The following is a 14,467-nucleotide window of genomic DNA, read 5'->3' on the forward strand; positions in this document are numbered from 1 at the left end:
TTCTGTTATAGCACTTGCCATCGGTTAGCCCACCTCCCCAACCTAGTCGTTAGAATGGCACTAACCCCCGTTAGGCTCAATACTAGGGCTACTTTTAAATAGACAGGAGATGTTACCATGACCACTGCCAATCCCCATTGGGACCAAATTCAACACGCCGCCGTTGACCGTTTACGCCGCGCCCATCATCACCTCTGGGAAAACGTCAGCATTTACCTCGGCCTCTTCACCGTGGAGTTTTTCTGCGCACAAGTTGGCCACTCACAGGTACTCCAGGCCGACGCCTTCAATAACCTCTCCGGCATCTTTTCCACGGGTCTCCTCATGACTGGGCTGTACATTGCCGCCAAAACCAAGGACGATGACCTCTGGGGCGCGCCTATTTCCAAAGAGGAACAGGCCACCCTGGGGCCCCGCATCCAGCAATCCCGCTTTCGCTTTGAAACGATCTACACGCTGATTGCCGGCCTGGTTATGGTGATCATCGCCGCCGATATCATCTACAAGGCCCTGCTCGTCCTGATTCAACGGCCGACTTACCACCTGGAACAAGGCGTTGCCGTCGTTGGCGCCCTGATTTCCGGGATTCTGTTGACCGGGTTGTGGCTCTCCAACCGCCACTGGGCTAAGGTGCTCGCCAATACCGCGTTAACTGCGGCGGCGCGGGACTCCCTGACGGATGCGCTGACCAGTGCCGTTACCATCCTGACCATCATTAGTGTAGCGTGGTTGCGGGCAACTTGGCTCGATGGCCTGGCCAGTCTGATTCTAGGTTGCTACATTCTCTATACCGGGATCAAAATCTTTCGGACTAGCAGCCTAAACCTCGTCGATTACTTTGATCCCCAGCTGGAACACCGCTACCGCCAACAGATCGCCGCCTTCCCAGGAGTCCGCTCGGTAGTCTTCCTCAAAGCCTACTACGACGGTAACCTCATCATGGTCAGTGTCACTGTCGCCGTTGATCCGCAGATGACGGCCGCTACGATTTACGACCTGACCCGCCAGATCGACAGTGTCATGCAACACCGCTTCAACGTAGCCGCAACGGCCCTAATGGTCGTGCCACGCGACCGCGTCTAACTCTGTTATGAAAGAAGCTGTCCCGATGAAGATAAAACGTGCGTCAATTTTCACCACGCTCCTTGTATGGATCGGTATGCTAGGCTTCATGTTGCTTATGCGTCGAATCCTGGTATCCTACCACCTCAACACGAACCTCCAGAATGTTCTGGAGGATGGCCTCTCACTACTCGTATTGGCAGGCCTCCTTCAATTCTGGCTGGACACTCCTCTCTTCTGGCGACCACGGATATCCTTTCCCCGTCAGTTACGCGTCAGCCTCCTGCCGTTGTTCTACCTCGCTTTTTTAGCCCTTGCCGTCTCGCTCAGGGGACCCTTATCTCTACAACACACGCTGACGGGCCTCGCCGTTGCCCCAGTCGTGGCTCTTTTCGAGGAAACGCTCATTCGTGGTTACGTTCTGGAAAGTTTCCTTCGTCTGAGCAAATCCGGTAACGTCCTGCCCGCTGTCTTCTGGAGTAGCCTACTTTTTGGGCTCTCTCACCTGATGAATCTTGCCCGGCAAGATCTCCCCACCACGCTGTATCAAGTTGGCTTTACTTTTGCCCTCGGTGCCCTGTACGCAGCCATCTACTTACGGACGGGTAGCTTATGGTGGCCGATTGTCCTTCATTTTGCTAATGATTTCATCGTCATAGCTGGAACGGGCTCTGTTGTTCAGGCCGCACCCAACCTATTTACCATCAGTTTTAGTACCATCGAATTCCTCACTGAACTGGCTACCGTCTTCTGGCTATTACGGCCAAATCAGCGAAAAAGTATCGCCACGCATTTTCAATTGTGAGCGGCAGATTTTTTTACAATCCGTCAACCCCCTTAATTGCGGCTTTTTCACGTCCTTTCACTGCGGGGCGTGCAATTAAGTGCTTACACATTCGCCAATAAATGATATAGTATAGGTAAAGTATCAACATGTCTCGTGAAGGGGTGGCATTCTTTATGTTACAACAATACAAGAACATTCTGGTTCCCGTTGACGGTTCTAAGGCAACCCAACCAGTTTTAGAAAAAGCAATCGAAGTCGCTAAACGTAACCAAACACATCTTGATATCTTAAACGTCCTCGAAGTTAACCAATTCAGCGATACTTATGGTGGCGCTGTGAGCGGCGATGTCATTTACAAGCTCTCACAAGACGTTCAAGACCGGCTGGAAAGCTTGAAGCAACAAGCCATCAACGCCGGTGTTCCCGATGTCAGCATTCACGTGCGTTTCGGAAATCCTAAGCCAGTTATTGCGCGGGAATTTCCTGCGGACCACGGTTCAGAATTAATCGTGATCGGCTCAACTGGTCTGACCGCCGTTGAACGGTTAATGGTCGGCTCAGTTACCAACTACGTCAGCCGTTCCGCTATCTGCGACGTGCTGATTGTCAAACCAGAACTTACGAAATAACAGCTAATTTAAAATGACCCGCCGCTTTTGCGGTGGGTCATTTTGTCTGGTCAGATTGTATTTTCAAATCGACCCCTACTTTTTAGAAAGGAGCTTCCCATGGACTGGACTTACACCATCACTATTCCCAGCACTCAGGCACCGCTACCCCTGCGGCAACTTCTGAGCGCCTGGCTGATTCCCAAACACTTGATTCACGACTTGCGTATCAGTCAGCGCGTGCTGGTGAACGGTGCCTACCGCTCGATGAATCAACTCGTCATGGCTGGCAACACCGTTCACTTGACCTTTCTCCCGGCCGACTTCGCTGAACCCTTTCCCAATGTAGACCCGGACAGCGCGGCGACGGTCGCAGTGCTCTATGAGACGGCCGACCTGCTCATTATTAATAAGACTCGCGGCAGTAAAACCCACCCCAACCAGCCCGGCGAGCGCGGAACCACCCTGAATCACGTGGCCGCTTACCTGGGCGATGATCAGCCGGGGCCTTACATTCTGAGTCGATTGGACCAGGAGACCACTGGCGCGCTGATGATGACCAAGACGCCTGCCGTGGTTCCCATCATGGTCCGTAACATTGCTGAGAAGCGCGTGCAACGGACCTATCTGGCCTGGGTTCACGGTCAGCTCACTGGGAGTGGCACCTTTACCGACCCCATCGGCCGTGATCCTCAGGATAAACGCAAGCGCCAAGTGAACGGACTGAACGCCCAATCCGCCGTAACCCACTACGAAGCCGTCGATCACCAAGCCAACGCAACACTGGTCAAACTCTGGCTGGAGACCGGCCGCACGCACCAGCTGCGCGTCCACCTGGCGGCCGCGGGACATCCCTTGATTGGCGACCCGCTATACGCTTCCATCAGTCAGGACCGCTTACGGCTTCACTGTTGGCGTTTGACCTTCCCACAACCATTTACCGTGGATGGCCCTTTAACGACCGTGACGGCCCCTATACCGGCTGATTTCGGCGTGTTCTCAGAGAAGTAACCCTTCCTTAAATCGTCAAAATCGTAAACGTCAATTTTTCCACGATAAGGACGATTGTGGTTGTTAATCATTGAATCCAGCTATACTGTAGTCAGTTGATATGGCTAGGGGGGATTTGATGCGCTGGCAACAAAAACTAGCCCTAATCATTCTTGCGGGGATGTTGGCCATCTTATTGATTTGGGGAGTAGTCAACTTAAGTTAGTATTGTTTGATAAAGTTAAACATCGCGTAACTCCGGATGCGGCCGGGGTTACGCGATGTTTTTTGTCTAGAGATGTGTAAGCTGGTTGAGACTATTGGGAATGTTTAAGATTTTATTGGATTTGGCGGATTTGTGCGACTCATTTGGGGATTTTTACATTAGTAGTAAGTGTAGGGATGTTCTCCGTTAGCGGGAGTTGACACGTACAGCATGGATTTGACTTTGCGGATTGAAAATCCATTGACTGGTACGACTGAGATTACTGCCTATTTTGGTGTAACTACTAGTGATCACTCTGGTTTGGGTCGTGGGATTTGCTCTCGCCAAAATGTTCGAAAACTTGTGGCCTCCGAAACGTGTTCAGTCGGGCAGGTCCCTGCGCTTAACCCAGATAAGCACCGGCTCGGCTCCGCCAAGCGGGAACTTATCTACGTTAATGCTCAGAACCTACCGCCCTCTTTCACACTCTGATTGAAAACGAGTTCCGCAAGCCAGATTCTTCCGCTTAGCAAAATAAGGAACTCCTGCTCGGTACTAGCGTTGATGATTACTCTGGTTTAAGTCATCAGACTTTCTCTCGCCCTAACATCCGGAAATATGCGGCCTTGGAAACGAGTTCCGCAAGGCAGGTTCTTCCGCTTAGAAACCTAAGGTCTTCTGTCCGGCGAAGCCGAACAGAAGACCTTAGCTCCCTAATGCTCAGAACCTAGGCGCCTTGCTCCACTCTCTATACAAAAAAACCGGAGTAACCAACTCCGGTTCCCACTAGCATCATTGAGTTTTGCAACATCCTCGAGGTGTAGTCAGGAAAACGCTGTTCACTCAGCTTAGCCATAATCTCAATATGTAGTTATTGAGCAACCCGATTGGGCCAGTTTTGGGCACCAGCTCAGTCTGTAAAGGTAACTCTAATCCTTACGATAAGAGCCGCTTTCACAAAGTCGAGAACCCGTCAAACTGCCGAATTATTCGGGATTCTCTGAAAGATTGATTGGTATTACATGTCTCAGTATATCAGATGGCAGTAGAATTGCAAGCGTTTTCAGCGAGGGCCTTATTGCTAACATTACTTTTTAGTTAATTGCTTCATCAAACAAACTTTGTGAAACTTCCAATGGTTGAACTACCCCTTTGGTAACGCAATAATGAGCTGACCCCAATGCAACTTGGTTTTGAGTGTACTCGTTGCTGCCTGGGGTAACGAACGTTGGAGTTTGGAGAAATCTAGCATCCCCCGTTCAGCGACGACCCGGTTCTTGCCATCGACCTTGGCATCCAATGGGACTGGGAATGTCAGTGATAGGCGCAAGGCCTGGGTAGTCTCCGCCAGCTCTAATGTGATCATTGACGGGGTAATGTGGCTAATCGACGGCATAATCGGCGGCAACGTCTTGTCGATTGCCGCAGTCATTTCCTTGAGTGTTGCCACAGTGGCTGTCAGTGGCTCCGGAACCTTCACGAAAAGCTGGACACCCTGGTCACGCGCCATCAGATAATTGTGATACAACCCGTAACGCAGACCGGGGCTGGGAATATTAGTTAAATCATCGATCGTTAATTCAGCGGCATTACTGGTTTCCCAGCCGGAACGAATGTCGATGTAGAGCTGTCGAAACCCGTCGTAATCCTTATCCTCCAGGTAGCCGCCCAGTCCCAACAACATGTTTTGGTAGTCGTGACTGAATTTACGCACGGTAGCCAACTGCCGATTGAGTTCAGTCGTATACTGCTCCCGAAAAGCCTGTTGCTGCGTCTGAAGTTGCGTATGTTCCTCTTGCAAGTGGGTCTGCATCAGCATGTATGTACTCAGTGTTAACCCAATGAGCAACGTTCCAGAGATTCCTGCCAAAAAAATCAGGTACTGGTCGGAATCCGCTAGACTCTGTAGTGAATATTCGAAGAGAATGTATATTAGTCCTAAGACTGCCATGAAAATAAGGAAAAGGTACTCCGTAGTCCGCCCCAGCATGGACTGAATCAAATTTTCCATCGGTGCCCGCGTGAACCAGATGCCCATCGCAACCATCGCAAAAATCACACTGTCGATCGTCAACTCTGTAAGGGTTCCCCAGACGCTAGCCGCAAACCGGACACTGGTCAACCGAATCGTCCCAGCAATAACCAGCATATCCACGAATTCCGTCAGCAGATAGGCGAGAATCGACACGTCTATGAAGTCCGGTAAGAACTGCCAGTTATTTTGAAATGCCAGCAGTCCAATCTCTAGGCCCAGGAGCACGATAATCGGCATCATCCCGAGGAGCTTACTGGTCGCCGTGAAGGGATTCAACAGATCCAGCGCCATGAATCCCAGCCCAGCCAACGCACAGTAAAGCAAAAACTTGTTCTTAACGTGCAAACCTGGAAACCAGTAATATTGAAAGTAGACAAACCAAAAGACCAACGAAAAATCTGCCAAACCAAAACTAACCGCATTTACCGTAATCACATGCTCACCTCCCCGGCTTCGTCAAAATCACTGTGAAATACAAGCGACCGCGCTTAATCGCAATCTGTAGTGCGGCGTTCTCTGTATGGTCGACAATCTCGTGGACCGTACTCAATCCTAGACCGTGACTCCCGCCCTTAGTGGTGTAACCCGCCCGCATGAATTCGTTGATCTGAGGCGGGTTCTCTTGTGAAACCGGATTGGCAACGGCCAATTCGACGGCATCAGGATAGTCTAAAATGGCACAGTAAATCGTGGGGTTGTCGCCAACGGCTGGTGCTTCGATCGCGTTATCCAGTAGAATTCCCATGATTCGCAAGAGTTCCATGCTATTCATAGGCAATGTCTTGATCGGTGTTGGAATCTCCAGTCGAATATCACGATCTTTATTTTGCGCCGCCAATAATTTTTGAAATAAAAGACTCTTTAACGGCGGGTCGTTTAACTGTTGCAAGCCATCGGCTTCGATACCGACCAAGTGATGCGTCGCTGACCAGCGGGAACTCAGCGTTTCGTAGTAAGCGGCCAAGCCATCATAGTCTTCGGCATCTAGATAATCGCCGAGTCGCAGCATCTGTTTTTGATAGTTTTGCTTAAATTGCCGAATGGCGCGTACCTGATCGGACATGCGCCGATCGTAGCGCGTCCTGAGCAGACTTTCCTGGTAATTAGCCCGGACCCGCTGACGGTGAAAGAAACTTTGGAAAAAAGCAAATAAGCTGACCGTAATCAACAAGATCATCACCAATTCAATACTCAGGGAAAAGGTCAACATGGCATGTGTGATCTCCAGGTGGTGAATAATCAGTGAGGACATTTCTGCCAAGACGGCAAGGCTTCCCAACAGTGCCATGACGGTCCACTGCTCCTTACGGCTAAATTCCAGCGCGTCCAAGTTTCCGGGCTGAATCCGCATTCCCGAGACCCCGACCGAAATTAGCATGTAAATAAAAAATTGAAAAATCAGTCGAGCTGCTACACCAGAAACGCTATTGGTAAAGGTCAGACCCCACAGCTCAATAAAAACCTGACGACAGACATCGCTGATCAGCACCACCACGAGGAAGATTACGATGGTCGCATTGACGAAGATCAACGTTGACTTCCGTCGGTGACGAATCAGATACGTTAACGCACTGATCGGTGGAATCAGGAGGGCCCACGATTCCCCGATAAAGGCTGGAATCAGACCCCAACCGATCCACTTGAGTGGTAATTTCCAGTTCTGCGGCCGAATGACCCCGACCCACAGCGTGATAAACCACTGCATGGTCACGGCTAAGGCTAAGTTTACCCAGAAATGCCGACCAAATATTTGAAGTAAGTCCATCGTCATTTCGTTTGCACCCTCTTACGACTTTAAATGTTTTTGGACTAAGGTTTTGACCTCATGAAACCGGCGAGTGGCCACGTCGGTAGTGTCCCCATTGGGAAAAACCAACCGCCGCGTCGTCTCATCAATACCGCTGACATTGTCGAGATTGACAAGAAAGCTCTTGTCCGTTCGATACAGTTCCGGGTATTGATCGGCGATATCCTTCAAAAATCCCGGAAACTCAACGAGCTGGCTGGCCGCGTGCACCGTGACCTTGTGGGGCGTTTCCGCGGTCGCCACAAAGTAAACGTCACCCATGGGCAGGCTGAAGGTGCGTCCGCCAATATTATAACTAAATAGATTTTCAGTATTGCCTAAGTAATCGGTATAGCGTTGATACCCATAATCGACGTTTTCTCGTAATTTCTGATCAATCTGTGCGCGTCCCAAGTCCTTGACCACGAAGTCCATGGGTTCCACCTTCCGCTCGAAAGTTAGCAGCGCCATTTCGGAATGGGTTGTCACGAAGACGATCTCCGCAAATCCCAGTTGTCGCCGAATGGCAATGGCGGTTTCCAGCCCCGTCGTATCTTCAGCCGGAAATTCAATGTCGAGGAAGAACAAAGCATACTCCGGTGGATTATCCGTCAAATCTTTTAATAACGCCTGTGGACTGGGCGTAGCCAATCGAATTTCCATATCATAATCATTGATCATGATGTAACGCTTCACCACGTCCGTATAGTGCGCCAATTGTTCTTGATTATCTTCACAAAGATACACGGCTAACACCGAATCACGTCCTCTCATTAATTTCCCGCATCTGAGAAATTGTTACTATCTCAACTCAATTATACCGTAACCCTATCACTCATTAATGTACCTTGATTTCCGGACGGTTGCAATCGTTTTTGTCCATAAAAAAAGAACCATCCCCTCAGATGATTCTCCTTTAATTGGATTATTTAATTACCGGTGCTGGCTAAATTAGCACTCCCCCAAGTTCTAATTAAGTCGTGAAAGCCTTAGGTATTTCGAAATAACCCGTTTCGTGCACTTACTCTTCAGCCGATCGCTGAAATTCTTGCTACTAGTCGTCCTAAAGTTTCCGACCAATTCTATTCTGCCAAGCTGACCTCTTGATTAGATAATCTCGGGGTACGAATCCGGTTAAGGCCTCCCCCAAAGTGTGACCTTAACCACGCATACTTTAATTAGTTGATTCGCAACATCAGTCCTGTGAAAACTGACCCCTTCCAACTGTCATAACTTTAACATGATTTCGGTTTATCAGGCGTTAAGTCGCAAAAACGTCAATATTTGCACGTTAAAGCAGTAAAAATCAGCACAATTTAATTGTGTCGTAGCGAATAAGTGACGAACCCACCTAAAATCAGGGGGCCCACGAAGACCAGCACAACGTCAACCAAACCGCGCCAGTACCACTTTAGTGGCGCCTTGGGCGCGGCCTCGAGCCGCGGCTCGCGCTTCGGTTGCTGCATCTGCTCATACACGGAGGCCGTCTGATCAGCCGCCCGGCACTTCCGTTTCCGCCGAATCGTGGGTGCCTTGACGTCACGTTTGTCCTCCAAGGTCACCCATTTGGCGAACGGGAAACACAGCCAACTGAACAGGAAGTACCAGTCGGCTCCGGTCATCCCGGGTAGCAGGCGCCATTGTGTGTAATTTAAGTGACCGAACGTGGCGATGACTAGGGCAAAGACTAAGCCAATGCCCGCCTGCCGTAACCAGTACCGTACGGATAATTTCATGGGGAGAACTCCTTTTCTTTTTCGCAAAAATTGGTAAAATTGGGGGTAAATTCTAAGAGAACGAGGTGTTAAACCATGGCAGGAGATTTTAATCCCATCACGGCAGCGGGCTATCACGACTTACAAGCAAAGATTGCGGCATTAGAAGCCGACCGACCGGAGAAAATCGCAATTCTTGCGGAGGCCCGAGCCCACGGCGACCTTTCGGAAAACGCCGAATACTCGGCGGCCAAACGGGATCTGCGTCACTTGGAGAGCCAACTGCGTTTCTTCAATAAACAGTTGCAGTACGCCAAGGTCGTGGAACCCAGCAAGGACGACAAAGTTGAATTGGGAAAATGGGTCACCGTCAAGTTCATGGACGATGACGATCAGGTGAGCTACCAGCTGGTGGGGACCCAAGAGGCCGACTTGGATGCCGGCAAGATCACGCGAGTCTCGCCATTGGGTAAGGCCTTATTGGGCCATCGCCCCGGCGAAACGGTCACCATTCAGGCCCCCAATGCCAGCTATCAGGTGCAGCTCATCGCCGTTGCCCGCCACCAGCCTGAATAATATTAATCACATTATACCATTTAAAAAATGACTGCTTGGAATCGCCCAAAACGATTCTCAGCAGTCTTTTGGTGTGGTCAAAAACATTCACGGTTACTCCCCCGTTGACCGGAAGACGGGGAGCAAAATATCATCCACCATCTCATTACGTGCCGTCTGACTCAACTCTTGGCGGCTCACAACTTCATTGATGAGGAGAATCCCAACTAAATTAATGACCCGATCTGGCCAATCCGTCCGGGTAATCTCACCCCGTTTAGCCGCGCGATCGAGCATCGGCTGCATGATCCCACGGATAGCCGCGTTACCATTGGCTCGGGACATCAGCTTATCCAACTCCAAATGCTGCAGGCGTTCCGCTAGTAGTCCGCGGAAGGTCTCCCCCTTTAGTTTCTCAAGAAAGGCCGCAATCTGTCCCATAAGATCCAAGAGATCGGTTCGTAGGGCGCCGGTATCCGGCACCACGTAACCGGTAAAGTTATCGTACTTACTCAAAGCGGCCAACACTAAGTGCGCCTTGTCCGGCCAACGGCGGTACAGAACGGTCTTAGTCGTCGCGGCCGCCCGCGCTACGCCCTCAATGGTTAGCGCCTGATAGCCCTTAACCTGTAGCTGTTCCCACGTCGCCGCAAGAATTGCATCCACCAAAGCCTGTCCCCGCCGCCGGATCTTTTTTTCTGCCATTATTGTCAATCTCCTTGTTTTTCGCTGTGAGTGGGTGTAGTATTTTCGAATATAAGATACGGCCGTATCTAATTAAAGAACTCAGGTGATTTTATGTCCACTCAAAAATCAACGCAAAACATTATTCAAATCGCGCTGTTCCTGGTCGTCGGAGCCATTGCGCCCCTCCTAGATACCACCATGACCAACGTTGCCTTAGATACTATTATGAAGTCCCTGGGAGTTTCCGTCAACGCCGTTCAGTGGGTCACAACAAGTTATGTCTTAGCCTTAGGAATCGCCGTACCGGTTGCCGGTTGGGCCAGCAACTGGTTCGATGGCAAACACCTCTATCTGGGGGCACTGGTCGTCTTTCTTATCGGTTCAGTGCTGTCTGGCTGGGCATCAACGTTGCCCTTACTAGTCATCGGTCGGATCGTCCAAGGGGCCGCCGCTGGTGTGATTGTCCCCTTGATCACAACCCTAATCGTCCAAGTCGCCGGTAGCGGTGGTCTGGGAAAGTTAATGGCCGTGGTTGGCATGCCGGCCGTCCTCATCCCCGTCCTAGGCCCAACCATTGGCGGCTACTTGATTCAAGTACTCGACTGGCACTGGATTTTCTTCATCAATATTCCTCTAGTCCTGATTGCCTTAGTCTTATTGACCTGGAAAATGCCCGCCTTTCCTGCATCAAAGCGAGGAAAGCGACTCGATTTTCCCAGTCTGGCACTACTCGCCGGACTCTTCACTTTCGCCATCATCGGCATCACGCGTTTCAGTACCGGTGATGGTCTGACCTCAACCAAGGTGCTGACACCAGTGATTGTGGCGCTCACTTGCCTTGTAGTCTACGTTCTCTACGCCTACTATCGACCAACCAAGGCCCTGGTTAGCCTCCAACTATTCAAATCGCCAACGTTCGACGCCTCGGTCATTATCCTGATGCTTTCCGGAATTGCGGTTAACGGTGCCATGTTCCTGCTGCCCCTCTACTTGCAAAATAGTCGTGGGCTGAGCGTTGTTTGGTCCGGGACCTATCTCATTGCCCAAGGTGTTGGCTTGTTGGTTTCTCGAAGTCAAATTGGCAAGCTGACCGATAGCATCGGCGCCCGGTGGGTGGTCCTCGGTTCCATTGCGATTGCCGTGATCGGAACGGTGCCATTCGTCTACTTCACAGCCACGACCAACGTATGGTGGATTTTGATTGCCCTCTTTGTACGCGGAATTGGTCAAGGGGGACTGACCATTCCGGTTATGGCTGACAGCTATACGGGCGTCCCGAAGTCTTTGATTGCCGAAGCCACAACGGCCACCCGAATGCTTCAAAATATTGGCGGGGCCATGGGAACCGCCGTGCTCGCCACGATTATTCAACACGAGGCACCGCACGTCGGGATGAACGCCGCTTACCAAACCGCCTTTATGTGGTCGGTCGGATTCATCGTTGCTACTGCCATTCCGGCTTGGTTCCTAAGTCACGGCAAGGATCGTCACTAATCTCAAAATTTAATGTCGTGCTAATGCCTGTCGCACTGGTATTTACAGATAACAGCCAACTGCTAAATTAAAATTAGACTTGACATCTCATCTGATTTTAATTATTGTAGGACACATCAACTAAATCAAAACAAAACTTTTGAAAGCGAGGGATCTTCATGATGACAATGCAAACAGAACAACCAACCAAAATGATGACGACCCTCGCTATTCAAAACGCAGCCTTATTATTAACGAAGAAGGACCCGGTTACTTGACCTTGAGCTAACACTCAAAATTCAAGTTCTGAGCCCTTCTTTCCCGTGTGGTAATGAGGGCTCGGTACACGTGTAAGACCTCATTCACCCAGTGGATGAGGTCTTTTTGTTAGTTCGAAGGAGGATCGTTAGCAAGTGCGCACCATCAAAACACAATTTAGAAAGTGGGAATGACATATGATCAAATGGCAGAAAAACATGGTAAAAATCGGGGCCCTCGCAACAATCGTTCTGGCCCTCGCAGGTTGTAGCACAGCAAAGTCTAACGGTAGTGGTCAAGGCAACAATCCCGGCAAGACCATCAAGATTGGAGTCAACATGGAGCTCTCCGGCTCAGCTGCTGGCTATGGTCAACAGCAGAAACAAGGGATTCAATTAGCCGTTAATAAGATTAACAAGGCCGGTGGTATCAAGGTCGGTAACACCAAAAAGAAGATTCAATTGGTGGTCCGTGACAACAAGACATCCAACACCACTGCCGCATCAGTTGCCGCCCAATTGGTTAACAACGACAAGGTCGTCGCCGTGGTTGGCCCGGCAGCGACCAACGCCGGCACCGCATCGATTCCCAACATGACCAAGGCACAAGTGCCATCCGTCAGTCCCTCCGCAACCGATCCTGGCTATACGCTGCAGAAGAACGGCGCTGTCCAGAAATACATTTTCCGCGCTTGCTTCCAGAATAACTTTCAGGGTTCATCCGCAGCGAAGTTCATGACCAGCAATTTGAAGGCTAAGAACGTCGCCATTCTGACAGACAATTCTAGTGACTATGGTACCGGGCTGACCAAGGCATTCAAGCAGACCTACACCGGCAAAGTGGCTAGCAGCCAGACCTTCCAAGAGGGCGATAAGGACTTCAACGCTATCCTGACATCACTGAAGCATAAGAAAATCGACGCCATTTATGCTCCCGGTTACTACTCAGAATTGGGGTTGATCATCAAACAAGCACGCCAAGCCGGAATCAACGTTCCAATCGTCGGCAGTGACGGCATGGCCGATGCCAAGCTGGCCAAGATCGCTGGAAATTCAAATACCAACAACGTTTACTACACCACCCCATTCTCAACGAAGTCGGGTGAGACCAACACCCTTGCAGCCGCCTTTCTGAAGACGTATCAAGCTAAGTACCACACCACTGCCCCAACCTTCTCGGCACTCGCTTACGACTCCGTCTACATGATCAAGTCAGCGATTGAAAGTGAAAAGTCCGCTAACTCCGTGAAGATTACCGCTGGCTTGGCTAAGATCACCGACTTCAAGGGCGTTACGGGAACCATCACCATGAATAAGAACCACAATCCTGAAAAATCAATGACTATCGAAAAACTGACTGACGGGGCGGTCTCACAAGCATATACCGTCAAATAAACCAAGCAGATACGGAGGGATTTCATGCAGACATTAGGACAACAACTGATCAACGGTCTCTCGCTCGGTAGCATTTACGCATTGCTGGCACTGGGTTACACCATGGTCTATGGCATCATTAAGCTGATTAATTTCGCTCATGGTGACATCTACATGCTGGGCGCCTTCTGGGGCTACTTCGTGATCAACCAACTACACTTTAATTTTATTTGGGCTATGCTTTCCGCCATGGTTTTCTGTGCCTTACTCGGCGTCGTTATTGAGTACTTCGCCTACCGGCCACTCCGCCACTCCCCTCGAATCACCGCGCTCATTACGGCAATCGGCGTTTCCTTCCTATTGGAAAATGGCATGACTTACCTATTCACGGCCAATACCCGGAGTTTTCCGCAGGTCATCAAGACCGTGACCTATCACCTCGGCGGCCTTCGCATCTCCAATATTCAACTTCTGATTCTCGGGACCGCTTGCCTGTTAATGTTACTCCTCGAATTAATTATCAAACGTACCAAGATGGGCCGGGCCATGCGGGCAGTCTCCGTCGACCCCGAAGCCGCCCAATTAGTCGGGATTAATATCAACCACACGATTTCCTTCACGTTTGCCTTAGGGTCCGCAATGGCGGGTGCCGCCGGCGTTCTGATCGGACTGTACTACAATTCCATTGATCCATTAATGGGGATGACTCCCGGCATCAAAGCCTTCGTCGCCGCCGTTATTGGTGGTATCGGTTCGGTCCCAGGGGCGTCTGTTGGTGGTTTCTTAATTGGTCTGCTGGAGACCGGCGTTCAAGCTATTGGCTTATCCGCCTACAAGGATGCTGTGGTCTACTTCGTCCTGATTGTTATCTTATTGGTACTTCCAGCTGGGATATTCGGGAAAAAGACGAAAGAGAAAGTGTAGGTGATTCCT

13 protein-coding genes are annotated in these 14,467 nt (G+C 50.4%); 8 read left to right on the top strand and 5 right to left on the bottom strand.

The window, feature by feature from the left end:
• Positions 1–117 precede the first annotated feature (117 nt).
• The 4 genes from ACEPSU_RS11830 to ACEPSU_RS11845 all read left to right on the top strand — a co-directional run bounded on the left by ACEPSU_RS11830 (position 118) and on the right by ACEPSU_RS11845 (position 3,468).
• On the top strand, positions 118–1,083 hold the full coding sequence (locus ACEPSU_RS11830) for a cation diffusion facilitator family transporter (protein WP_395321853.1): 966 nt from the start codon (positions 118–120) through the stop codon (positions 1,081–1,083).
• A gap of 25 nt (positions 1,084–1,108) precedes the next feature.
• Entirely contained in the window at positions 1,109–1,867 is a 759-nt protein-coding gene (locus ACEPSU_RS11835) for a CPBP family intramembrane glutamic endopeptidase (RefSeq protein WP_395321855.1), read from the top strand.
• Positions 1,868–2,022: 155 nt separating this feature from the next.
• Positions 2,023–2,478 carry a universal stress protein gene (locus ACEPSU_RS11840; RefSeq protein WP_020089089.1) on the top strand — a complete coding sequence of 152 codons (456 nt, stop codon included), beginning with the start codon at positions 2,023–2,025 and terminating at the stop codon, positions 2,476–2,478.
• 99 nt (positions 2,479–2,577) lie between these two features.
• Entirely contained in the window at positions 2,578–3,468 is an 891-nt protein-coding gene (locus ACEPSU_RS11845; protein WP_395321858.1) for an RluA family pseudouridine synthase, read from the top strand.
• A 1,328-nt stretch (positions 3,469–4,796) separates the two neighbouring features.
• On the opposite strand, the gene ACEPSU_RS11850 is transcribed toward ACEPSU_RS11845, so the two are convergent.
• The 4 genes from ACEPSU_RS11850 to ACEPSU_RS11865 all read right to left on the bottom strand — a co-directional run bounded on the left by ACEPSU_RS11850 (position 4,797) and on the right by ACEPSU_RS11865 (position 9,209).
• Complete coding sequence (locus ACEPSU_RS11850) at positions 4,797–6,122, bottom strand: signal transduction protein (RefSeq protein ID WP_395321860.1); 1,326 nt, start codon at positions 6,120–6,122, stop codon at positions 4,797–4,799.
• Between the two features lie 4 nt (positions 6,123–6,126).
• The gene (locus ACEPSU_RS11855; RefSeq protein WP_395321862.1) at positions 6,127–7,458 is read right to left on the bottom strand and encodes a sensor histidine kinase; all 1,332 of its coding nucleotides are present in this window, start codon (positions 7,456–7,458) and stop codon (positions 6,127–6,129) included.
• Positions 7,459–7,473: 15 nt separating this feature from the next.
• A complete protein-coding gene (locus ACEPSU_RS11860) occupies positions 7,474–8,247 on the bottom strand; it encodes a response regulator transcription factor (RefSeq protein ID WP_395321864.1) in 774 nt (257 codons plus the stop codon).
• Between the two features lie 542 nt (positions 8,248–8,789).
• On the bottom strand, positions 8,790–9,209 hold the full coding sequence (locus ACEPSU_RS11865) for a hypothetical protein (RefSeq protein ID WP_395321866.1): 420 nt from the start codon (positions 9,207–9,209) through the stop codon (positions 8,790–8,792).
• Between the two features lie 75 nt (positions 9,210–9,284).
• On the opposite strand from ACEPSU_RS11865, the gene greA reads away from it, so the two are divergent.
• Positions 9,285–9,764, top strand: coding sequence for a transcription elongation factor GreA (gene greA, locus ACEPSU_RS11870; protein WP_395321867.1), 480 nt, complete (start codon positions 9,285–9,287; stop codon positions 9,762–9,764).
• 93 nt (positions 9,765–9,857) lie between these two features.
• Here greA and ACEPSU_RS11875 read toward each other — a convergent pair whose 3' ends face one another.
• The gene (locus ACEPSU_RS11875) at positions 9,858–10,448 is read right to left on the bottom strand and encodes a TetR/AcrR family transcriptional regulator (protein WP_395321869.1); all 591 of its coding nucleotides are present in this window, start codon (positions 10,446–10,448) and stop codon (positions 9,858–9,860) included.
• 93 nt (positions 10,449–10,541) lie between these two features.
• On the opposite strand from ACEPSU_RS11875, the gene ACEPSU_RS11880 reads away from it, so the two are divergent.
• From ACEPSU_RS11880 to ACEPSU_RS11890, 3 genes are all read left to right on the top strand, one after another.
• A complete protein-coding gene (locus ACEPSU_RS11880; RefSeq protein WP_395321871.1) occupies positions 10,542–11,924 on the top strand; it encodes an MDR family MFS transporter in 1,383 nt (460 codons plus the stop codon).
• Between the two features lie 434 nt (positions 11,925–12,358).
• Positions 12,359–13,555 (top strand): ABC transporter substrate-binding protein, encoded by a 1,197-nt coding sequence (locus ACEPSU_RS11885; RefSeq protein ID WP_395321873.1) that lies wholly within the window; start codon positions 12,359–12,361, stop codon positions 13,553–13,555.
• A 24-nt stretch (positions 13,556–13,579) separates the two neighbouring features.
• Positions 13,580–14,458, top strand: a complete 879-nt coding sequence (locus tag ACEPSU_RS11890; RefSeq protein WP_395321875.1) for a branched-chain amino acid ABC transporter permease — start codon at positions 13,580–13,582, stop codon at positions 14,456–14,458.
• Positions 14,459–14,467 lie beyond the last annotated feature (9 nt).

It is taken from the genome of Levilactobacillus parabrevis (genome assembly GCF_044051715.1).
Lineage (GTDB): Bacteria > Bacillota > Bacilli > Lactobacillales > Lactobacillaceae > Levilactobacillus > Levilactobacillus parabrevis.